At 64.2% G+C, this 21206-nt stretch carries 17 protein-coding genes and 1 tRNA gene; 11 read left to right on the top strand and 7 right to left on the bottom strand.

Annotation, left to right across the window (positions count from 1 at the left end):
* Positions 1 to 51: 51 nt before the first annotated feature.
* Genes U9J33_RS17045 through U9J33_RS17030 form a run of 4 tightly spaced genes read left to right on the top strand, consistent with a single transcriptional unit; the run spans position 52 to position 2594 of the window.
* Positions 52 to 333, top strand: a complete 282-nt coding sequence (locus U9J33_RS17045) for a YggT family protein (RefSeq protein ID WP_054439534.1) — start codon at positions 52 to 54, stop codon at positions 331 to 333.
* A 1-nt stretch (position 334) separates the two neighbouring features.
* Entirely contained in the window at positions 335 to 1234 is a 900-nt protein-coding gene (gene folD, locus U9J33_RS17040) for a bifunctional methylenetetrahydrofolate dehydrogenase/methenyltetrahydrofolate cyclohydrolase FolD (protein ID WP_324696927.1), read from the top strand.
* A complete protein-coding gene (locus U9J33_RS17035; protein WP_324696926.1) occupies positions 1231 to 1953 on the top strand; it encodes a hypothetical protein in 723 nt (240 codons plus the stop codon). Before folD ends, U9J33_RS17035 begins: the two co-directional genes overlap by 4 nt.
* Before the next feature lie 5 nt (positions 1954 to 1958).
* A complete protein-coding gene (locus U9J33_RS17030) occupies positions 1959 to 2594 on the top strand; it encodes a MarC family protein (protein WP_054439535.1) in 636 nt (211 codons plus the stop codon).
* An 84-nt stretch (positions 2595 to 2678) separates the two neighbouring features.
* On the opposite strand, the gene U9J33_RS17025 is transcribed toward U9J33_RS17030, so the two are convergent.
* The 3 genes from U9J33_RS17025 to U9J33_RS17015 all read right to left on the bottom strand — a co-directional run bounded on the left by U9J33_RS17025 (position 2679) and on the right by U9J33_RS17015 (position 6430).
* Positions 2679 to 4220 (bottom strand): Do family serine endopeptidase, encoded by a 1542-nt coding sequence (locus tag U9J33_RS17025; protein ID WP_197283087.1) that lies wholly within the window; start codon positions 4218 to 4220, stop codon positions 2679 to 2681.
* 126 nt (positions 4221 to 4346) lie between these two features.
* A complete protein-coding gene (hflC, locus tag U9J33_RS17020; RefSeq protein ID WP_054439538.1) occupies positions 4347 to 5186 on the bottom strand; it encodes a protease modulator HflC in 840 nt (279 codons plus the stop codon).
* Positions 5186 to 6430, bottom strand: a complete 1245-nt coding sequence (locus U9J33_RS17015) for a protease modulator HflK (RefSeq protein ID WP_324696924.1) — start codon at positions 6428 to 6430, stop codon at positions 5186 to 5188. The genes hflC and U9J33_RS17015 overlap by 1 nt, the downstream gene beginning before the upstream one ends.
* Positions 6431 to 6579: 149 nt before the next feature.
* Here U9J33_RS17015 and U9J33_RS17010 point away from each other — a divergent pair, with 149 nt between their 5' ends.
* The 4 genes from U9J33_RS17010 (at position 6580) to U9J33_RS16995 (ending at position 11868) form a co-directional block, all read left to right on the top strand.
* Positions 6580 to 7548, top strand: coding sequence for an Mrp/NBP35 family ATP-binding protein (locus U9J33_RS17010; RefSeq protein WP_324696922.1), 969 nt, complete (start codon positions 6580 to 6582; stop codon positions 7546 to 7548).
* The gene (locus U9J33_RS17005; RefSeq protein WP_324696920.1) at positions 7548 to 9803 is read left to right on the top strand and encodes a molybdopterin cofactor-binding domain-containing protein; all 2256 of its coding nucleotides are present in this window, start codon (positions 7548 to 7550) and stop codon (positions 9801 to 9803) included. Before U9J33_RS17010 ends, U9J33_RS17005 begins: the two co-directional genes overlap by 1 nt.
* Positions 9803 to 10810 carry a ferrochelatase gene (gene hemH, locus U9J33_RS17000; RefSeq protein ID WP_324696918.1) on the top strand — a complete coding sequence of 336 codons (1008 nt, stop codon included), beginning with the start codon at positions 9803 to 9805 and terminating at the stop codon, positions 10808 to 10810. The genes U9J33_RS17005 and hemH overlap by 1 nt, the downstream gene beginning before the upstream one ends.
* Before the next feature lie 194 nt (positions 10811 to 11004).
* The gene (locus U9J33_RS16995) at positions 11005 to 11868 is read left to right on the top strand and encodes a winged helix DNA-binding protein (protein ID WP_324696916.1); all 864 of its coding nucleotides are present in this window, start codon (positions 11005 to 11007) and stop codon (positions 11866 to 11868) included.
* Between the two features lie 9 nt (positions 11869 to 11877).
* Here the strand turns inward: U9J33_RS16995 and U9J33_RS16990 are convergent, their stop codons facing one another.
* Positions 11878 to 12288: a PilZ domain-containing protein gene (locus tag U9J33_RS16990; protein ID WP_185998639.1), complete on the bottom strand. Its 411-nt coding sequence runs from the start codon at positions 12286 to 12288 to the stop codon at positions 11878 to 11880.
* 703 nt (positions 12289 to 12991) lie between these two features.
* Here U9J33_RS16990 and U9J33_RS16985 point away from each other — a divergent pair.
* The 3 genes from U9J33_RS16985 to U9J33_RS16975 all read left to right on the top strand — a co-directional run bounded on the left by U9J33_RS16985 (position 12992) and on the right by U9J33_RS16975 (position 17930).
* On the top strand, positions 12992 to 14059 hold the full coding sequence (locus U9J33_RS16985; protein WP_185998640.1) for an acyltransferase family protein: 1068 nt from the start codon (positions 12992 to 12994) through the stop codon (positions 14057 to 14059).
* 512 nt (positions 14060 to 14571) lie between these two features.
* Complete coding sequence (locus tag U9J33_RS16980; RefSeq protein WP_324696912.1) at positions 14572 to 16086, top strand: arylsulfatase; 1515 nt, start codon at positions 14572 to 14574, stop codon at positions 16084 to 16086.
* Positions 16087 to 16292: 206 nt separating this feature from the next.
* Positions 16293 to 17930 carry an arylsulfatase gene (locus tag U9J33_RS16975; RefSeq protein WP_324696910.1) on the top strand — a complete coding sequence of 546 codons (1638 nt, stop codon included), beginning with the start codon at positions 16293 to 16295 and terminating at the stop codon, positions 17928 to 17930.
* A gap of 403 nt (positions 17931 to 18333) precedes the next feature.
* Here the strand turns inward: U9J33_RS16975 and U9J33_RS16970 are convergent.
* From U9J33_RS16970 to U9J33_RS16960, 3 genes are all read right to left on the bottom strand, one after another.
* Positions 18334 to 18409 (bottom strand) — tRNA-Thr (locus tag U9J33_RS16970).
* Positions 18410 to 18509: 100 nt separating this feature from the next.
* On the bottom strand, positions 18510 to 20246 hold the full coding sequence (locus U9J33_RS16965; RefSeq protein WP_420719890.1) for a DUF885 domain-containing protein: 1737 nt from the start codon (positions 20244 to 20246) through the stop codon (positions 18510 to 18512).
* A gap of 79 nt (positions 20247 to 20325) precedes the next feature.
* Positions 20326 to 21189: a hypothetical protein gene (locus tag U9J33_RS16960; protein ID WP_324696908.1), complete on the bottom strand. Its 864-nt coding sequence runs from the start codon at positions 21187 to 21189 to the stop codon at positions 20326 to 20328.
* Positions 21190 to 21206 lie beyond the last annotated feature (17 nt).

Genomic DNA, 21206 nt, shown 5'->3' with positions numbered 1-21206 from the left:
CTGCCTCGGCTATCAGGCGGGCGCTTCATTCCTCAGAAAGGCCCCACGCCCATGCTCGGCGGTGTGATCAACGCCCTTATCTATCTCGTACAGATCCTTACCACGCTGGTGCTTGTCCAGTTCGTGCTGGGTCTGCTGATCTCCTTCAACGTGGTGAACCTGCATAACCGGTTCGTCGAGGCGATCTGGCGGGCGCTCAATGCGTTGCTCGATCCGATCCTCAGCCCGATCCGGCGGATCATGCCCAATACGGGCGGGATCGACTTCTCGCCGATGGTGCTGATCATCGGCCTGAACGTGCTCATCATGATCCTCCAGCCGATGGCCTACTGACATGACCACCGAGAACCAGATCATCGACGGCAAGGCGTTTGCCGAGGGCCTGCGCAGCCGCATCGCGGTTGCCGCCGCGGCATTCGAACGGCAGGCCGCCCGCAAGGCAGGCCTCGCGGTCGTGCTGGTGGGCGAAGACCCGGCAAGCCAGGTCTATGTCCGCAACAAGGGCAAGCAGACCGTGGCCTGCGGCATGGAGAGCTTCGAGCACAAGCTGCCCGCCGACACGTCCGAGGAAGATCTGCTGGCGGTTGTCGAGCAGCTCAATGCCGATCCCGCCGTGGACGGCATTCTCGTCCAGCTTCCCCTGCCTTCGCATATGAACGAGCAGAAGGTCATCGCCACGATCAACCCCGACAAGGACGTTGACGGCTTCCATGTCGTCAACGTCGGGCGCCTCGCCACCGGGCTGCCGGGCTTCGTGCCGTGCACGCCGCTGGGCTGCGTGATGTTGCTCAAGGACCGGCTGGGCTCGCTTTCCGGGCTGAACGCGGTGGTGATCGGCCGTTCGAACATCGTCGGCAAGCCGATGGCGCAGCTCCTCATCGCGGAAAGCTGCACCGTCACCGTGGCGCACAGCCGCACCAGGGACCTGCCCGAAGTCGTGCGCGGCGCCGATATCGTGATTGCGGCCGTCGGCCGCCCCGAGATGGTGAAGGGCGACTGGCTCAAGCCCGGCGCAACCGTGATCGACGTGGGCATCAATCGCGTGCCGGCGGCCGAAGAGGGCAAGAGCAAGCTGGTGGGCGACGTGGACTTCGCCTCGGCCGCGCAAGTTGCGGGCGCTATCACCCCGGTTCCGGGCGGGGTCGGCCCCATGACCATCGCCGTCCTGCTGCGCAACACGATCGTCGCCGCGCATCGCAATGCGGGTCTGTCGCTGGACGAGAGCGTGCTTTGAACCGCGCGCTGCTCGGCGCCCTTGGCGGGGTCGCGACGCTTCTGCTGATCGCCGCTCCCGCCGTGGCCGAGCGGCGCCCGCCGCGCGCACCCGGCGTAGGCACCGCCAATCCCAGCGCACTGATCGCGTCCGAGATCGCCTTCGCGCGCATGGCGCGCGAGAAAGGCCAGTGGAAGGCCTTCGACGAATTCGCGGATGACGCGGCAGTGATGTTCGTGCCGCAGCCGGTTCGCGCCAAAGAATGGCTGAGCGGCCGAAAGGAACCGGCCGCCGCCGTGCAGTGGCAGGCTCACCAGGTCTGGATGAGCTGCGATGGTACGATGGGCGTGACCAGGGGTGCCTGGCAGCAGGCAGACGGTTCGGTCGGCTATTTCACCACGATCTGGCAGCAGCGCAAGAAGGGCGATTTTCGCTGGGTGCTCGACCAGGGCGATACGCTCGCCCAGCCGATGCAGGAGCCGGAGATGCTGTCTGCCTCCGTGGCGGACTGCGCGCGGGGCGGGAACGGCGCCTCGCCCGGCGATGAGCTGCTGGTCGAGCGGGATTCGGCCAAGGCGGCGCCGGGCATGGATGGCAAGGGGCGTTCGAAGGACGGCACTTTGACCTGGAGCTATCACGTGAACGCCGACCATTCGCGCTCGCTGGTCGTCTCGCTGATGAAGAATGGGGGCATGGCCGAAGTTCTGCGCAGCGATGTAGCGGCCCCGAAGGGACAATAACCGGCATGTACGAGCTTTTCCTGAGTGCTTTCGTCACGCTCTTCGTGGTGATCGATCCGCCGGGCTGCGCACCGATCTATGCCGGGCTCTCGGCCGATGCCAGCCGGTCTCAGGCGATCTCCATGGCCGCGCGTGCCTGCGTGATCGCGACCGCCATTCTGGTGGTCTTCGCGCTTTTCGGCGCGCGGCTTCTGGGGGCGCTGCATATCGAACTGAATGCCTTCCGCATCGCGGGCGGCATCATGCTGTTCATGATCGCCATCGACATGGTGTTCGAGAAGCGCACCCAGCGCCGCGAGGAGCGGGCGGAGAAGATCATCGCCCATAATGCCGAAACGCCCGAGGTGGACGATGTTTCGGTGTTCCCCATGGCCATGCCGATGCTGGCGGGGCCGGGCTCGATCGCGACGATCATGCTGCTCACCTCGCGCGCGCACGGCGCGGAGCAGACCATGGCGATCCTCGCGGCGATGGTCGCGGTCATGGTGCTGAGCTTTGCCGCGCTGGCGGCTGCCGGCCCGCTGATGCGCATTCTGGGCGACAAGGTGGAGGCGGTTATCACGCGGCTTCTCGGCGTGTTGCTGGCGGCGCTCGCGGCGCAATACGTGATCGACGGCGTCAAGGCCGTGCTGCTGAACTGACCTTCCCGCAGCAAGCCATGAGCAGGCAATGAAAAGGCCCGCCGGATCGCTCCGGCGGGCCTTTTTTGTCGAAGCCCCTAAGCCTCAGCGCAGGCGCAGCGGCACGAAGGCGGCGGGCTGACCACGCGGCTGCACGCGCAGCAGGATCGCCGAGCGGCCATCGGCCTTGGCGGCCTTGATGGCGTTTTCGAGGTCGGCCTGCGTCGAAACCGGCGCATTGTTGGCCGAGAGGATGATGAACCCGCGGGCAAAGCCCTTCTGGCCGGCATCCGAGCTCGGATCGACGGCGACGATGACGAGGCCCTTGGTGCCTTCCGAGGCCCCGAGCTGCCGCGCGATCTGCGAAGTCAGCGGCGTTACCGAGAGACCCAGCGACTTTTCGACAACGCTCTGGCCCTGTTCCTTGGGCGGATTGTTGAACGGATCGCTGTCCTGATCGGTGCTGGGATCGAAGGTCTGCTGGAGTTCGTCCTCGCTCGGGCGCTTGTCGACCGTGGCGGTCAGCGTCATGCGGCGGCCGTTGCGGATCAGCTCGATCGGGATGCGCGTTCCCGGCGCGGTGTTGGCGACGAGGAACGAGAGGTTCTGGTCGCGCGTCACTTCCTTGCCGTCAACCTTCACCACGACGTCGCCCGCCTGGATTCCGGCCTTGGCCGCGGCACCGTCCGGCACGACGGCCTGGATGAATTCGCCCTTGTTGTGTTCGAGGCCCATCGAATCGGCAAGATCCTCGTTGAGGGCCTGGATGGTCACGCCAAGGTAGCCGCGCTCGATCGCCTGGCCCTTCATCAGCTTCTGCACGATGGGAGCGGCGGTTTCGGCGGGAATCGCGAAGCCGATGCCGACGCTGCCGCCAGTGGGCGAGAAGATCGCGTTGTTGATGCCGATGACCTGGCCGTTCATGTCGAACATCGGCCCGCCCGAGTTGCCGCGGTTGATCGCCGCGTCGGTCTGGAGGTAGCGATCATAGGCGCCCGAGCCCGAGCCGGTGTTGCGGTAGACGGCCGAGATGATGCCCGCCGTCACCGTTCCGCCAAGGCCGAACGGATTGCCGATGGCGATGATCCAGTCACCCACGCGGGCCTTCGAGCTGTCGCCGAACTTCACGTAGGGCAGCGGCTTGCTGGAAGTGATCTTGAGCACCGCGAGATCGGATGCGGCGTCCTTGCCGATCAGCTTGGCGGGATACTCGGTGCCGTCCGGCATGGTCACGGTGATCGATTCGACCTGACCCTTGCCTTCCGCGGTGATGACGTGGTTGTTCGTCACCACATAGCCGTCGGCCGAGACGATGAAGCCCGAGCCGAGCGACTGGGCTTCGCGGGTTTGCGGGCTGGCGCCGCCACCGCCGCCGCCGCCGAACAGACCCTCGAACGGGGTTCCGGCGAAGGGATTGCCGCCGCCCTGCACCTGGACGCGCTGGCGCGTCGAGATGTTGACTACCGCAGGCTGAAGCTGCTCGGTCAGGTCCGCAAAGCCGCTGGGCGCGCCGGCGCGGGGCACCACGTTGGCCATCTGGCTGGCTTCGTTCTGGGCAACCTGGGCCCCTGCGGGATAGCCGGTCACCAGCGTGGCGGTGGCGCCTCCCAGCAGGAGCGCTGTGGTCAGTCCATAAGCGTATCGCACGGGCTTCACGTCCTTTGATTCCTCCGTCTTGGCGGTGCAGCGTCACCATCCGCCGACTGATGCCGATTGAAGCTCTGGGAGCTTAACCGGATTTGAATAGGCGGCCTTTCAAGCGCTTCGCGCCGGTCACGGTTCCCTGAAGTGGTTGAGATAGGCATTGTCGGGAGAAAGCAGGATGGTCTTCCCGGCCTCTCCCTTGGCGAACGAAATTCCATAGCTCTGCATGGAGCGGTAGAAATCGTAGAATTGCGGGTCCTTGCCGAAGGCGGCCGCATAGATCTTCGAGGCCTGCGCTTCCGCGTCGGCCTGAATGATCTGCGCGTCCTTCTGGCCCTGCGCGGTGATCGTCTTGGCTTCCTCGTCGCGCGAGGCCTGCATGCGGGTGAAGGCGCTTTCGAGCGCGCCTTCGGGAAGATCCGCGCGCTTGATCCGCACGTCGACGACTTGCGCACCATATTCGCGCGCCTCGCGGTCGAGCCCGTCGCGGATGTTCTCCATCGCCTTGCCGCGTTCGGCGGTCAGCAGCGACTGGAACGTGCGCTTGCCCAGTTCCTGGCGAAGCACCGAGGAAAGGATCGGTTCGAGCTGTTCGGTCACGCGTTCGCTGGTGCCCGCGGTTTCGACCATCTTGACCGGATCGATGATGCGATAGCGCGCATAGGCATCGACGTTCAGGCGAAGCTGGTCGGTCGAGAGGACCTGCTGCTGCTGCATGTCCACGGACAGCAGGCGCTTGTCGATGCGGATCACGCGGTCCACCATCGGAATGCGGAAGTGAACGCCCGCGCCGGTCTGGCCGTAGTCGGCCTTGGGCACATAGGGGTTGTACACCGCAATGGGCCTGCCGGTGCGAACGATGACCGCCTGCTCCGTTTCCGGCACCACGATCATGCTGAGCATCAGCCCGACAACGGCGGCCCCGCCCAGGAACCAGGCGGCCTTGTAGTCCTGCCAGAGGCGATTCATCACTGGCCTCCCTTGGATGCGTCGACGGTGGCGGCCGGCGCGGGCGCGGCAACCACGGTTTCCTCGGCGACCGGGGCCCGGCGCTTCATCTCGGAAAGGGGGAGGTACGTGTTCATGTTCTTGGCTTCGGCGACGACGGTGTCGTTGTCGCGCAGCACCCGCTCCATCGTTTCGTAGTACATGCGGCGCTTGGTCACTTCGGGCGCGAGCTTGTACTGTTCATAGACCTTGTCGAACGAGGCGGCCTCGCCCTGGGCGCGGGCAAGCGTCTGCTGCGCCCAGGCACGAGCCTTGGAGCGATCGCGGTCCGCTTCCTGCTGGGAGACGTTGACCTGGTCGAACGCTTCCTTGGTCTTGGCCGGGGGATCGGCCTTCTTGATTTCCACGCCCTGGATCGAGACGCCCGAGCGATAGTAATCGAGAATGCGCTGGGTCCGGTCGCGCACGTCCTGCTCGACCACGGCGCGGCCGGCGCCGGACAGCGTCTCGTTCAGCGTGATCTGGCCGATAGACGCGCGCATTGCCGCTTCCGCCACTTCGCGCACCGTTTCGTCAGGATCGGCGAGACGGTAGGTGTAGTCTTTCAGGTTCTTGATGTTCCAGCGCACCAGATAGCTGAGATCGACGAGGTTCTTGTCGCCCGTCAGCATCAGCTTTTCGCCCTCGCCCTCTGGGATCGTGTAGACGGTGAACGAACGCACGTCCTTCACGTCGACCTGTTCGATCGGCCAGGGGAGGGTGAGCGAAAGGCCGGAATCGATCGTGCGGGAATACTGGCCCAGCCGCGAAACGATGCCCTGCTCCTTGGGGCCGAGCATGTGGACCATGGAGATGCCGAGCATCGCGGCAACCGCGATGCCGATGCCGAGCGGCAGCCACGACTTGCCGTCGGGGCGGCGCGGCAAGTTGGGGAATCCGCCGCCGGGTCCGAAGCCGCCGCCTCCGCCGCCGGGGCGGCGCGGATCGCGCGGGCGGAAGATGTCCTCGATGCCGGCGGAGCGGCGCGGCGGGGTTTCACTGCCGCTGGGAAGCCACGGGTTGCGAGGGCCCTTGCGATCATCGGGACGGCTTTCCGGCGGCTTGCCCTGTTCGCCCCTGCTGCCGGGGGCTTCGCCTGAAGGCTCGTCGTTACGGCCTTCGTCCTGACCCTCGGGCACGCCTTCGTTGCCGCCTTCGCCGGGTTCTCCCGCAGGACCATTGCCGTCATTTCCGCCGCCGCCCCAAGGGCTTTGACGTCCGGTCATGGCGAGGCCTGCGCGCGTGATTGCACCACCAATAGCTTTCATAGGCTTATCTATAGGTGCGCTATTCGCACAAAAACAGTGCCTCTCTTGCCCTTTTTCCTCGACTGCTTCACCTGAGCGGCAAATTCACCATCATGTGAAAGGACGAAATGACAAGCCCGGATGCCGATCGACTGAAAGCGCTCCTGCCGCCGGAGGTGGCTCGCAGAGTGCAGTCGTTGCGGCTCGCCGACGGCAGGGCGAGCGTCGTGATCGATGCCACCGGCCTTTCCGTGCAGGACCGCGCCGGGCTTGAGCAGATCGTATCCGGTGCGCTGGAAGGCAAGCCGGGCGTCGCCGACGTGCGCGTGGCGATCACGGCCGAAAAGCCGGTGCAGCGCATTCTCGCGGTGGGCTCGGGCAAGGGCGGGGTCGGCAAGTCGACGCTGGCCGCAAACCTGGCGGTCGCGCTTTCGCGCATGGGGCGCAAGGTGGGGCTGGTCGATGCGGACATCTACGGGCCGTCGCAGGCGCGGTTGCTCGGCATCGAGGGGCAGCGTCCGGTGGCGCACGAAAGCCGGCTGGTCCCGATCGCCAGCGCCTTTGGGGTGCCGGTGCTGTCGATGGCCAATCTGCTGGAGCCGGGGCAGGCGATCGCCTGGCGCGGGCCGATGGTTGCAGGTGCGCTGACCCAACTGCTCGAAGGGCACTGGGACAACGCCGAAATCATCGTCGTCGACCTGCCCCCCGGTACCGGCGACGTCCAGTTGACCATGCTCCAGAAGTTCAAGCCGGCGGGCGCGGTCATCGTGTCCACGCCGCAGGACCTTGCCCTCATGGACGCGACCCGCGCCATCGAACTGTTCGAGAAGAGCGGGGTGCCGATCGTCGGCGTGGTGGAGAACATGGCCGGATATGCCTGCCCCCATTGCGGCGAAGTGAGCGACCCCTTCGGCGCTGGCGGGGCCGAGGCTGCTGCCGCGGAGATGGGCAAGGCCTTCCTCGGCCGTATCCCGCTCGATATCGCGATCCGGCGTGAAAGCGACGCAGGCACGCCTCCGGCCGCCGGACAGGGGCCGCAAGCAGAGGCTTTCGCGGGGCTTGCGCTCAAGGTCGCCGATTGGCTGGACCGCCCCTGATGGCGGTCACGCGCCGGGGTGTCCTGATCGGCGCGCTGGCAGGCGGCGGGCTCGCAGTCGGATATCTCCTGCGCCCGCGCCGCTTTCCGATGCCCTTGGAACCGGGCCGGGACGAATATGCGTTCGGGGCCTGGATCAAGATCGCCGCTGACGGGGTGGTGAGCGTGGCCGTGCCCCAGGTGGAAATGGGGCAGGGAATAACCACGCTGTTGCCGCAAGTGGTGGCCTACGAACTGGGCGCCGACTGGCGGCAGGTGGCCGTCGAGCCCGCGCCTGTAAGCGCGATCTACGCCAATGCCGTGCTCGCCGCGAAATGGGCGCCGCTCTGGCTCCCGTTGTTGCCGGAGATCGCCGAGAATCCCGATGGCTTCGCCGCGCGCCGCTTTGCGCAGGACCATCGTTTCAACGTCACAGCCGACGGCACCTCGCTGGCCGCATACGAGGGTCCGGCCCGCGCCGCCGCCGCTTCGGCCCGCGCGCTGCTCGTGCAGGCGGCGGCTGCCCGCTGGGGCGTTGCCCCGGAACAATGCGAAGCGGCGAACGGCCTTGTCCTGCATGAGGGCAAGCGCTTGCCCTTCGGGCCGCTCGCCGCCGAGGCAGCAGGGTTCTCCCCGCCCGATCCGCCGCCCCTGCGCGCGGATGCCATGGCGGAGAAGCCCGGAGAGTTTCCGCCCGGTGCTCCTTTGCGCTGGCCCCGCCTCGACCTGCCGTCCAAGGTCGATGGATCGTGGACTTTTGCCGGAGACGTGCGCCTGCCGGACATGTTGCGCGCGGCGATCCGCCACGCGCCCATCGGCAAGGCGGAACTCTCGGGCTTTGACGAAAGCGCGGGGAAGGGCCTCAAGGGTTTCAGCCGTTTCGTGCGCGGGCCTGACTGGATCGCCGCGCTGGCGGGCGACTGGTGGACTGCCGAAACCGCGCTTGACCGCGCCAGGCCGCGCTTTCGCGTCGCCCGCGGAAGTGACAGCAGCGAGGCCGACAATGCGCTGGACGAGGCCATGCGCATGGGCACGCCCACCCGCCTTCACGCAGAGGGCGACATGGCGGCGATCGAGGGGGGCTTGCCGGTGCAGATCCGCTACGAGGTCGCCCCGGCCGTCCATGCTGCGATCGAGACCGGGAGCGCCACGGCGCGCTTCGAGAATGGCCGCCTCGAACTCTGGATCGGCACCCAGGCGCCCGAGGCGGCGCGCGAAGCCGCCGCTACCGCGCTGGGACTGCGTGCGGCGGATGTCGTCCTTTATCCGATGCCGATCGGTGGCAGCTTCGACCGGCGGCTGGAATGCGCCCACGCCGCACAAGTCGCGCTGCTGGCGAAGGAGGCCGGCCGCCCGGTGCAACTCACACTCTCGCGGCGGCAGGACCATTTCGCGGCTTATCCGCGCACGCCGGCCGTGGCGGTCATGGCGGCGCGAACCGACGCGGAAGGGGGCGTGGCAGGCTGGCGCGCCCGCATCGCCGTGCCCGCTACCGCGCGGGAGTTCGGGCGTCGGTTCTTCTCCGGCGAAGCCTCGTTCGGTGCACTCGACGCGGTGGCCGATGTCGCCGATCCGATGGCGCTGGAAGGTGCGGTCCCGGCCTATGCAGTGCCCAGCCTGGCTGTCGACCATGTGCCCGCCAATATCGGTCTTCCGTCCGGGCGGATGCGCGGTAATGCCCATGGCTATACCGCCTTCTTCAACGAGAGCTTCGTGGATGAACTGGCGCACCGCGCCGGACGCGAGCCCCTGGCCTATCGCATGGCCATGCTGGGGCACGATCCGCGCCTTGCCGAATGCCTTCAGCGCGCGGCGGGGCTTGCGCAATGGGGCGGCGGCGGGGACAACAGCGGGCAAGGCATCGCGTGCCACCTGATCGGGGAGGGGCGCATCGCCGTGGTCGCCTCGGCCCGGCGTGACGAGAACGGGGTGCGGGTGGACAAGCTCAGCGCCGTTGCCGACATCGGCCGCATCGTGAACCTCGATATTGCCCGGCAACAGATCGAGGGCGGGCTGGTCTTCGGTCTCGGCCTCGCGCTGGGATGCAGTCCCAACTATACGGGAGGCAGGCCTGACAGCGAACGGCTGGCCGACCTTTCCCTGCCGACGCTGGCTGACTGCCCTGCCATAGAGGTGGACTTCATCGAAAGCACCGACGATCCTGCCGATCCGGGGGAACTGGGCGTAGCCGTGGTCGCCCCGGCTGTCGCCAACGCACTCTATTCGGCTACGGGATTGCGATTCCGCCGCCTTCCGCTTTTTGCCGAGGACATGTGATGCCCCCCCAAGACAGAAATTCCGCCGCCGCGGGCGAGATCGGCGTGCTGCTGGTCAACCTCGGCACGCCCGACGCTGCCACCCCTGCCGCAGTCCGTCGCTATCTCGCGGAGTTCCTCTCCGATCCGCGCGTCGTGGAGATTCCGGCCATCGCCTGGAAGCCGATCCTGCACGGGGCGATCCTGCGGACCCGGCCTGCCAAGTCCGCTCAGGCCTATCGCCAGGTCTGGACCGACAAGGGCTCGCCGCTCGCTGCGATCACCGCCGCGCAGGCGGCCGGGCTTCAGGCCTTGCTGGGGACTCGCGCGAAGGTCGACTGGGCGATGCGCTACGGCAATCCTGCCATTCCCGCGCGTCTGCAGGCGATGAAGGATGCAGGCTGCGACCGGATACTCGTCGCGCCGCTCTATCCCCAATACTCGGGGGCGACGACGGCCTCGGTGATGGACAGGCTGGGCGAGGCGCTGCGCGCGATGCGTTGGCAGCCCGCGATCCGCACCCTGCCGCCCTATTTCGGCGATGCCGCCTATATCGGCGCGCTGGAGGATGATCTGGTCCGTCAGATCGGGGGGCTGGACTTCGTGCCGGAAGTGCTTCTGCTGTCCTACCACGGAATGCCCCAGCGAACCGCGGATCTCGGCGATCCCTACCACTGGCACTGCCGCGAGACCTCGCGCCTGTTGACCGAACGCCTGAATCTGCGCGTTCCGGGATTACGGATTGAAACGAGCTTCCAGTCGCGCTTCGGCAGGGCAAAGTGGCTGGAGCCGTCCACCGAAGACGTGCTGGCGGCAGAGGCGAAAGCGGGCACGACCCGCATCGCCGTAGCGGCGCCGGGCTTCTCGGCAGACTGCGTGGAAACGCTGGAGGAACTGGCGATTCGGGGCAGGGAGGTCTTCGAGGAGGCCGGACGCCGCGAGATGGCCGTACTGTCCTGCCTGAATGATGGTGCGTCGGGCATGGAGATGCTGCAAGCGCTTGTTAATCGGGAACTTTCCGGTTGGTGACAAGGATTTAATAGCCGCGTTTCTTGACTATCGATGGCTTCGTTCTACTCCTGTTCCTGATTGTTGGAATGGGGCGAACGGTCATGTGGAACACCGATGCCACCGATTTTTCCTATGGAACGTCGCAAGACGTGTCCGGAGGAAGATCGGTTTCACTATCAATCTTTGCGGATCGGGCACACTTGCGCTCGACCATGCAGGAAGATGCCGCGGGTGCCGGCCTCCACGTCGCTTTCGCTGGATCACTCGGCGATCTACCGGCCGCGGAGGGGCGCTCGCTCGGCGATGTCGTCATGCTCGATTGCCCCGTCATCGATGCTGCAACCCTGGCGGCGCTCGCACGGTTGGACCTGCGTGCAGCGGGCGGTGACACGCGGTTGATCGTATCCACCAGCGTCGAGATGCTGGATGAGGTATTCGCCTGCATGGACATGTCGATGCCGGTGCTGCTGGTCGATCCCAACCGCGCGGAGCGGGTGATCGCATTGGGGCAGGTCATGGCCGGTTTCCCCGCTGCCCGGCTGCGTGAATTGTCTGAAGACGATCGCTTGATGCTGCTTCGTCTGAGCGAGCAGGTCGGGCAGATCGCCGGCCATATGGACAGGCTGGCGCCTGCAGGACCGGCGCGGGCAGGGCGATCGGGCGCTTCTGCCGAGGCCCCGGATTTCGCGGGCAATGGCCCTCCTTACGCGGCGAAGGACCCTTCCTTCTTGTCCGACGCGCGCATGCTGCGCAGGATCATCCGGCAGCGCCAGTTGCGCGCTCGCTTCATCGAGGGAGACCTGTTCGCAGACCCTGCCTGGGATATGCTGCTGGATCTTGCCGCCGCGCGGGCCGAAGGCAAACAGGTGTCGGTCACCTCGCTCTGTATCGCTTCGGCCGTCCCGCCCACTACAGCGCTGCGCTGGATCGGCCAACTGGTGGAGGCGGGCCTGTTCCAGCGTGTTTGTGACGAGAACGATCGCAGACGAGCGTTCATCGAACTGACGGACCAGGCGGTTGACCGGCTTGCCCGCTACTTCGGAGAAATCGCGCTGACCCAGCCGGTCCCGGTCTGAACCGGCGCTTCAAACGGCCATCTTGCGCGGGGCATGCGTGGCCGGCGGAAGGTGCTCGCAGTCATCGACGAGGCGTGTGGCGAGCACGATCTGCAAGGGCAGCGGTTCAAAGAACGCGATGCCGCAATGGTTTGAGCGACACCAGATCACTTCCCCGAATCCTTCATGGCCCGGCGCGTCATGGCCGAGGATATGACGCTTTGCCCATTCGACGACCACTTCGCATCCGGTCCTGAGTTGAGCCTGGACGTGCAGTCTGGCGCCTGAGGCCGACAGGTCGAGCAGCACCGCCTGATGTGTACTCCCGAGCGTGACGAGCCTTGCGGGGAGTCGTACATGAAGGCGGCTCTGCCGGCGCCGCCCATAAGCGGTCAGATTGCATGGCGGCGGTTCATCCTGCGGGAGTTCGTGGCTTTCCATGGGCACGATCTTCCGCAACCGATGCTAGCGCAGGGTTTCGAACGCCTAGCGACTTCAACCTAGGCCCGTCTGAAGGAAGTGGCTGCCTGTTCTCCTCCTTCCGGGCAAGCTTCGCCACCAGACCCGTCAGACCACCACACTGCCGCCGGGATCGATCCCGTTCAGGCGGGTTCAGGCCCGGCTTCTCCAGGTTCCGCGCTTGATCCGCCGAATGCCGGTGCCGCAGTGAAGGCACTCGCTTTCATACTCGATTCCCGTCCATCGGGTCTTGTTGCCTCGGCTGTGCCGGTCGAAAATGCAGAAAATTCGCTTAATGCGAGAAATCATGAAAGCCCCCCTCCACCCCCCAATGGATGGCGGCCGGACTATATGTTCACTTTTCACACTTCCCAGCCCCGATTTTCTATATGTTATATAATCGGACATACTGAAAAACGATATCGCTGTGGCGGTGCAGAGCGCGGAGCCGAATTACCAGGCGGGACACTGGTTGTCCGCTTCGAAAGCCGCGGCCAGAGGGCCCTTCACGGAAAAGATCAATTCGGCTCTTATTTTGGTCAAACTTCGCAGAAAACCTTCGATCTGGCGCAAATTGTAGTTAAATTGTTGCAATGGGTTGGTAGCTTGGCGATACCGCGGGAAAGGGGAGCGACTGGCGATATCTGCCTGACCCCTTTTTTTCTCGCAGGGGTGCCTGAGCAGAATGCGCAAGTATTACAACGCCATAGATTTGATCCGGTTCGTTGCGGCCTGCCTGGTTCTGATCCACCACATGGCGACGAAGGCCTGGTTTCGGCCCGAGGAGTTTCCGGCCAAAATTGCGCATATGTCCGGCCCCGTTTCCTTTTTCACTCAATATGGCGGGCCGGGCTGGGTCGGCGTGGAAATCTTCTTCGTCATATCCGGCATCGTGATCGCCAATTCTGCATTCGGACGTGGGCCTGCGAAGTTCGTGATCGGGCGCGCCTCGCGCCTTTATCCTGCGGCTATCCTGTGTGCGCCGCTTGCCGCGGTCCTTCTCTATCTGACCGGGGCATTACCGGCGGGTTGGCCATTGATGGTCATCAAATCGATGGTGCTGCTGCCGAAAGGTCAGTGGATCGACCCGGTCTTCTGGACCCTGGGCGTAGAGATCGTGTTTTATGGCCTGGTCGCGCTCTGGACGATGCAGAAGCGCGTTTCCCTTGAGCAAGTGGCGGTGGGGCTGACGCTGTGGTCCACGATCTGGACCATACTGGCGCTTGGCGGCGTGGAATTCTACGTTCCCGTGGAACGGGCGCTGCTTCTGCGCTTCGGTTCGTTCTTCGCCCTTGGCATTTTCATGTGGTTGCGCTCGGAACAGCGCGCGACGCTGGCAACTCGGATTTTCATGCCGCTCGCGGTATCGCTGGGCGCCATCGAGATCGTCCTCAACAGCAAGACCTTGACCGTTGTGAGCTACAACAGCGTTGCTCCGCTGTGCCTTTGGGGCGCTGCGGTTTGGGTCATGGCAGATTCGCTGGCAAACGCATCCACCGCGCGTTCCGGATGGATGACCGGGCTCGGTAAGCTGACCTATCCGCTCTATCTCAGCCATACTACGGTCGTGGGTGCGGCCATGTACGGCCTCGGGTTGATCGGCTTCAACGCGACGTGGGCGTTCCTGATTGGCTCCGGCGTCGCGATCTTCGTGGCCTGGGTCATTGCGAACTACTGGGAGCCGCCGGTTTGCGCCGCAATCAAGGCCGCGCTGACAAACTGGCGCGGCCGGCTTTCGCGGTCGATAGCGTAGGCTGCGCAAGGCATGCGAGCCGGAAGATGTCCGGTGCGCATGTGCCTGGCAAGTTCGGCGGATATTTCAGCGACGGAAGAAGCCTGCAGCGCCGGCAGTGATGCGCTCTGCAGAGGGCATGGGAAAAAGCCATTGCCGCGCCCGAAATCGTCGGCTGCGGTTGGATATTCCGAGAGCGCTTTCGACCTAGTATCGGGCAGATCGACGCCGCGCTCGGGGATTTGCCCATTCATAACATCCGCAAGAAACGGTGGTGTCCGCTTTGGACATGAGGCCGGCGATATCTGAATTCTACTATATTTGAGATGGTCGCGCGCGATTGGCCATCCTTGCGGCAAAGTAGAGCTGCATTACCGATGCGCGGACAACCCCGCTGATATCTCAGGGATAACCCCGATCCCTCGCCCCCAGGTGATGCCTTAGCACATGGGGCCTGATGTTCGGCATTTCACGAGACCGATTCTATTCTCATGGGAAGCCCGTTTTTCACACCACGCGTGGAGTTGGAAATTATGGCAAAGCGTCCCAATATCCTTGTCATCTGGGGTGACGACATTGGCTGGCAAAATGTCAGCGCTTACGGCCTGGGAACAATGGGATACACCACGCCCAACATCGACAGCATCGGCTATGGCGGTATCCGTTTTACCGACCACTATGCCCAGCAGTCCTGCACGGCGGGCCGTGCGGCCTTCATCACCGGCCAGTACCCGATCCGCTCGGGCATGGTGACGGTGGGGCAACCGGGAGACCCGCTCGGCCTGCAGAAAACCTCGCCGTGCCTTGCCGAAGTGCTCAAGGCCGCGGGTTACCGCACCGGCCACTTCGGCAAATCCCATCTCGGCGATCGCAACGAGCATCTGCCGACCAATCACGGCTTCGAGGAATTCTTCGGCAACCTCTACCACCTCAACGTGTCGGAAGAAGACGAGCAGCGCGACTATCAGGCCTTCGCCAAGGCTTACGCGGGTAGCCTCGAGGAATACGAGAAGAAGTTCGGCGCGCGCGGCGTAATCCACTCGTGGGCGACCGAGGAAGACGATCCCACCGAAGACCCCCGCTTCGGCAAGGTGGGCAAACAGAAGATCGTCGACACCGGGCCGCTTCACCAGGAGCGCATGCACGAGATCGACGAGAAGGAGTTCATTCCTCCCGCGCTCGAATTCATGAAGAAGGCGAAGGACAGCGATGAGCCGTTCTTCGTCTGGCTCAACACCAGCCGCATGCACCTCTACACGCGCCTCAACGACAAGTGGCGCTATGCGGCCGAGAAATACACCTCGGAAGCCGACCTCCATGGCTCGGGCATGCTGCAGCACGACCATGACGTGGGCATCGTGCTTGATTGGCTGAAGGAAAACGGGCTCGATGAAGATACCATCGTTTGGTACTCGACAGACAACGGCCCCGAGCATTCCTCATGGCCGCACGGCGCGACGACGCCCTGGCGCGGCGAGAAGATGACCACTTACGAAGGCGGCGTGCGCGTCATCTCGATGCTCAAGTGGCCCGGCGTGATCGAGCCGCTGCAGCTCAAGAACGGCATCCAGTGCCACCAGGACATGTTCACCACACTCGCCGCCGCAGCCGGGGTAGAGGACGTGGCCGAGAAGGTCATGGAAGAGAAGCAACAGTACATCGACGGCGTGAACAACCTACCCTACTGGAAGGGCGAGGCTGAGGACTCGGCGCGCAACCACGTGTTCCACTACAATGAATCCAAGCTCACCTCGATGCGCATGGGCCCGTGGAAGTGGCACTTCTCGACCAACGAGGACTACTACGGGAACATGGTCGGCCGCTCGAAGCCGCTGGTCTTCAACATCCGCATGGACCCCTTCGAGAGCTACGACAACTCGGACAGCTACGGGCACCTCATCCAGAAGGTCTCCTGGCAGACCGGGCCTATGGGCGAAATGATGAAGGACCACCTCATGACGCTCGCCAAGTACCCGCCGGTACAGGGCGGCAAGAGCTTCGACATGTCCAACGTGGTCGAACAGTTCATGAGCAAGGGCCACGACTGACGACTCCACCACGGGCGACATCATCCGCGCCTGCATCTTTCCATTTGATCCGGATTCAGGGTTTCCCGCAGTGGGACAAACCCTGGATCCGGAAATTCTGGCAGTGTGAATGGAGCGTTGGGCAGCCGCGCCTGTGCATCCATTGAGGCAAGGGGATATTCATGAATCACGAAGACTAGGATGGATTGAACAGGGTCGATAATGGGATGGAGGCTGGTGCCGACAGCCGCCTCTCACGCCGCAAGCTGCTGCTGGGATCGAGCATGCTGGCCGCGACTCCGGCACTATCCTCGTTGATCGGTTCGAACCCGGCCCAGGCACAGACGGTTTCCGGCAGGCGCCCGAACATCCTCGTTATATGGGGCGATGACATCGGGTGGCAGAACGTTTCGGCCTACGGCATGGGCATCATGGGTTACCGCACCCCCAATATCGATCGGATCGGCAAGGAAGGGATCAAGTTTACTGACCACTACGCGCAACCTTCCTGCACTGCAGGACGCGCGGCCTTCATTACCGGTCAGTATCCGATCCGCTCAGGCATGACGACAGTGGGCCAGCCGGGTGCCGCGCTCGGCCTCCAGGCGGCTTCGCCCTGCCTTGCCGAGGTCATGAAGTCGGCGGGATACCGCACTGGCCAGTTTGGCAAGAACCATCTCGGCGACCGTAACGAGCACCTGCCTACCGTTCACGGCTTCGACGAGTTCTTTGGCAACCTCTACCATCTTAACACCCAGGAGGAGTCCGAGCAGCGCGATTATGAGCGTTTCGGCAAGGATTTCTCGGGCGATCTGGAAACATATGAAAAGCGCTTCGGCACACGAGGCGTCCTCCACTGCCGTGCCACAGCCAAGGACGATGCCGCAGTCGATCCGCGCTTCGGAAAGGTGGGCAAGCAGACCATTGAAGACACCGGCCCGCTCACGCAGGAACGCATGAAGAACTTCGATGCGGGAGAGGTAATCCCCAAGGCGTTGGCATTCATGGGCGCTGCAAAGGCGGATAACGAGCCGTTCTTTGTCTGGCTCAATACCAGCCGCATGCACCTGTACACGCGCCTCAACGACGAATGGCGCTACGCCGCCGAAGAGGACACCAGCGAAGCCGACTTTCACGGCTCGGGCATGAAGCAGCACGACCACGACATCGGCCTCGTACTGCAATGGCTTGAACAGCAGGGTATGCTCGACAACACGCTGGTCTGGTATTCGACCGACAACGGCCCGGAACATTCCTCTTGGCCCTATGGCGGTACCACGCCCTTCCGTGGCGAGAAAATGACCACCTATGAAGGAGGTGTGCGTGTAATCTCGATGGTGCGCTGGCCGCAAGGCCTCCCGCAGGGTGTCGAACTCAACGGCATCCAGGGGCACCAGGACATGTTCACCACCCTTTCAGCGGTCGCCGGGGTGCCCGATGTCGCAAGCAGAATGCTGAGCCAGAAGAAGCAGTACATCGACGGAGTCAACAACCTCCCGTACTGGACCGGACAAACCAAGAAATCGGCGCGCAGCCACATCTTCCATTACTACGAAAGCAAGCTCACAGCGGTGCGTATGGGGGTGTGGAAAATGCATTTCTCTACGAAAGAGGACTACTACGCCAACGTCATTCCGCGCACCGTGCCGCTCTTCTTCAACATCCGCATGGACCCCTTCGAGAGTTATGACAACTCGGACAGCTACGGACATCTCCTGCAGAAAGTCAGTTGGCTGATCCAGCCGATGAGCGCGCTCATGCAAGAGCACCTGAAAACACTTTCCGCCTATCCGCCCGTCCAGGGCGGTGCCTCGTTCGACATGTCGAACATCGTCAAGGAATATCTCGAAGCCGGCAACCAGTAGCTGTTCGGTGCGGCAAGTGCCTGCATGACCAATGCGGTGCTTATCAAGCTGAAGGTCAGCCTAGGCGGCGTGGACAAGTTCGACAGACCAACCCCTTCGGGGCCGTAGCCAAAGCCATCCCTTCGGCGGCGGCTCGGTTGGAAATATCGACATATTCCGTCGCCTCGCCTTCTTGAATTGACGGCTCTTGGCTGCGGCCGTGGCTACACCGAACTTGTCCACGCCGCCTAACCCCGGAAGCGATTGACCGCTCGCTTCCACACTGGCTCATCCGGCATGAGAAGGCTGATCGTCGGCGTAGCGCGCCACATCAACACGCGCCCTGGCGCTTCGCCAGCACGGTCGCGCAGGCGATGGCGCCGGTCATCTAGGGGCCACTTGGGGCAAGGTTGGGAATAGTGAGTGGTGCCGGCTACAGGATTCGAACCCGTGGCCCCCTGATTACAAATCAGGTGCTCTACCAACTGAGCTAAGCCGGCCCGGCGCGTCGGCGATGTGCGATGCGCGAAACAAGTCCGGCGCCCTTACCGCGAGGGAGGGGCGCCGGTCCAGTGCTTTTGTATCTATCTGCGTTCAGGCTCAGAATACCGCGTGCGGCGCGGCTTCCTTCATCATTGCCTGACGGACGAGCGGGACCGGTGGGCCGCCGTAGCTCAGGAATTCGTCATGGAACGGCTTCCACGCAGTGCGGCCGCCACGCGTGGCTGTCCAGTCTTCGCGCAACTTGCGAATCATCAGCTTGCCGAGCGTGTAGTTGAGGTAGGCCGGGTCGTATGTGCCGCGCGCGGCCTGCTGTTCGGCCGTGCCTTCGTCCTGATAGCATTCGTCCATGAACATGCGCTTGGATTGTTCCTGTGTCATGCCCCGCGCATGCAGGCCGATGGCCGACAGATAGCGGCAGTTGCGCAGCAGGGCATTGGAAAGCTGGCCGACGTGGACCCCCGCGTCTCCGTTTCCGAGCCCGGCGTCCCACATCATTTCCTCGGCATAGTGCGCCCAGCCCTCCGCGAAGGCGTAGCCGACCCACAGGCGCCCTACCCAGGAAGGCGAGCGGTTCGAATGCAGGAATTGCAGGAAATGGCCGGGCATCACCTCGTGGACCGAGGTGAACAGCAGGTCGTCCTTACCGGGGATATAGTCCTGCTGCATCTGCTGGGACCACGATGGGTCGGGCGGCGAGATATAATAGACGGAGGGGATGCCCTTTTCCAGCGGACCGGCCGGATCGATATAGGCGGAGTTCTGGCGGTTGTAGGGCGGGCTTTCCTCGACGAGGGCCTGTTCGGTGCCGGGTATAGTGGCGATGTCGTGCTGCCGCACGAAGGCGGTCAGTTCAGGAATCTGCAGGCGCGCTGCGGCAACGGGGCCACCTTCCGGCTTGTCGGCGCGCATCTTGTCGAAGCAGCCCTGGATGTCCTTGCCCGGCGCATATTCCGCGCAGGCGGCCTTGAGGAGATCCTGGTTGCGTTTGAGATCGGCGCGCCCCACCGCCTCCAGTTCATCCAGTGACGCGTCCACCGCCTCGGTGGCGGCCACCATCCGGGAAAAGCGGGCCGCGCCCAATGCGAAGTCCTGCGTCGGCTTTGCCTTGCCGAGCCAATCTGCCAGATCCTGCATGGATTTCGCGGCCGCTTCGGAACTGGTCCTGAATTCCGCCTGCAGCCTTGCGTCCTTCACGTCGGCGAAGGCGGTTCGGGCATCGCCGCGATAATACTCCGCAAAACCGCCGAAGCCTGCGACCCCGAGCTTGATGAAGCTGGCGGGCATCTGCGTCTTCAGGTTGCCGCGAATCTGGGCAGCAGCCTTGGGTACGGCCTTGAAGAAGGCGATCATGGCTTTCATGCGGGTAGGCTTGTCGGCATAGCCGCGGCTCACGTAGACGTTCGGGTCGAGGCCGTTCTCGATGTAGTAACCGGGATTGGTATGGGGCTTGTCGGCGTCTTCCAGCCAGAACAACTGCCCCTTGGCCACCTGCACCAGATAATCGCGCTCGAACCGGTCTTCGGCGGAAAGGGCGTTGAAAGCGCCGGCCTGCGCGATCACCTTGCGAAGGAAATCCCCTCTAGCCTTGAGGCCCGCGGGGCTCCAGTCAGGAAGCCTGCCGTCGAACTGGTGAGCGCCCTGATAGACCGCGAAAGAAGGGTCCTGGGCCATCCAGGCCTCGATGGTGCGGTTGACGAAGGCTTTCCACGGCGTTGCCGGCTTGCCGAGTTCGGCGGCCGCCGATGTGGCTGCGGGTGCGGCGAAGGCGGAAGGCATTTGCGCGCCGAGGCCGAGGGCAAGGCAGGCAATGCCTGCCAGCAGCGTGTTCTTCATAGCGGGGCAGTCCCTGTCAGTCATGTTGGGGGCCATGGCGTTCGAAATCTCGCCGGGCCCCGATGGCGCAGGTTGTGAGCTAAGGCGCGCCGAAGGTCCAGCCCTCGGTACGGGCCAGTTCCTCCGTAAGATCAGTGGGTTTCCACAAGTCCGCGCGCGGGGCGGCGATGCGTAGCCAGGCGGCGGTGAGGAGTGCATCGGCGCTGTGATCGTCTATCGGGCCATGGCCCTCGACCGGCGGAGAGCCAAGTCCCGCAAGGGCGCCGTTCAGCGCATCATGGTCGGTCATCTTGGCCCGGCCCGCTGGGCGTCCTGCGGCGACGGCAGCGAGGGTCGTGTAAATTTCGGTGACCACCGATCCCGCCTTCGGGAGCGGATCGACCGGCCATACCGGCAGGGATCTGCCAAGGCGGTGCAGCAGCCGCATGCCGGTGAGGCTGGACTTGCCGACTTGCGCGGCTCCGACCAGGTTGAAGTTGGAGTAGGGCCGGCAGCCGGCGCGTGCCTGCGCCCGTTCGGTCACGCGCATGCGCCCTCTTCGATCCGGCGCATCCGGCAGATGGAAGTGCACGCCTTCCCGGCCGCCGTGACGGCGGAAGAATGCGCTGAGTTCCGGGTGATCGACGAAACTGGTCGCCGCGAAATGGCCGTCAGTCGCGCAGATGGCATCGACCAGCGCCCATAGCGCGCGGGCATCGGGAGGGCTTGCCGGCCAGCCGGGAAAGAACGCGCCTGCATCGGCGAAGGGAAGTGAGATGCCAAGGTCCAGGCCGATGAGCGTGTTTTCCGGCAGGCCCCGTTGCAGGAGGTCAAGCGCATCCTCGCGGGACCAGTGGACATGACCTTGCGGACGCAGCAGGACGGGCGGGCCTTCCAGTCCGCAAAGAGCCACCGCGATGCCCTTTTGCCGCGGTCCCAGTGCACCGGACCAGTCGATTCCCATGAAATGCCGGAAGCGCG

The sequence above is a fragment of the Novosphingobium sp. RL4 genome (assembly GCF_035658495.1).
GTDB lineage: Bacteria > Pseudomonadota > Alphaproteobacteria > Sphingomonadales > Sphingomonadaceae > Novosphingobium.
This window is presented reverse-complemented; position numbering and strand designations above follow the sequence as displayed.

Bases quoted from the DNA above. Each gene is read 5' to 3' on its own strand.
- U9J33_RS17045 (WP_054439534.1), top strand. From the start codon at position 52: ATGCTCGGCGGTGTGATCAACGCCCTTATCTATCTCGTACAGATCCTT.
- folD (WP_324696927.1), top strand. From the start codon at position 335: ATGACCACCGAGAACCAGATCATCGACGGCAAGGCGTTTGCCGAGGGC.
- U9J33_RS17030 (WP_054439535.1), top strand. From the start codon at position 1,959: ATGTACGAGCTTTTCCTGAGTGCTTTCGTCACGCTCTTCGTGGTGATC.
- hflC (WP_054439538.1), bottom strand. From the start codon at position 5,186: ATGAATCGCCTCTGGCAGGACTACAAGGCCGCCTGGTTCCTGGGCGGG.
- U9J33_RS17015 (WP_324696924.1), bottom strand. From the start codon at position 6,430: ATGACCGGACGTCAAAGCCCTTGGGGCGGCGGCGGAAATGACGGCAAT.
- U9J33_RS17010 (WP_324696922.1), top strand. From the start codon at position 6,580: ATGACAAGCCCGGATGCCGATCGACTGAAAGCGCTCCTGCCGCCGGAG.
- U9J33_RS17005 (WP_324696920.1), top strand. From the start codon at position 7,548: ATGGCGGTCACGCGCCGGGGTGTCCTGATCGGCGCGCTGGCAGGCGGC.
- hemH (WP_324696918.1), top strand. From the start codon at position 9,803: ATGCCCCCCCAAGACAGAAATTCCGCCGCCGCGGGCGAGATCGGCGTG.
- U9J33_RS16995 (WP_324696916.1), top strand. From the start codon at position 11,005: ATGCAGGAAGATGCCGCGGGTGCCGGCCTCCACGTCGCTTTCGCTGGA.
- U9J33_RS16990 (WP_185998639.1), bottom strand. From the start codon at position 12,288: ATGGAAAGCCACGAACTCCCGCAGGATGAACCGCCGCCATGCAATCTG.
- U9J33_RS16985 (WP_185998640.1), top strand. From the start codon at position 12,992: ATGCGCAAGTATTACAACGCCATAGATTTGATCCGGTTCGTTGCGGCC.
- U9J33_RS16980 (WP_324696912.1), top strand. From the start codon at position 14,572: ATGGCAAAGCGTCCCAATATCCTTGTCATCTGGGGTGACGACATTGGC.
- U9J33_RS16975 (WP_324696910.1), top strand. From the start codon at position 16,293: ATGGAGGCTGGTGCCGACAGCCGCCTCTCACGCCGCAAGCTGCTGCTG.
- U9J33_RS16965 (WP_420719890.1), bottom strand. From the start codon at position 20,246: ATGAAGAACACGCTGCTGGCAGGCATTGCCTGCCTTGCCCTCGGCCTC.
- U9J33_RS16960 (WP_324696908.1), bottom strand. From the start codon at position 21,189: ATGGGAATCGACTGGTCCGGTGCACTGGGACCGCGGCAAAAGGGCATC.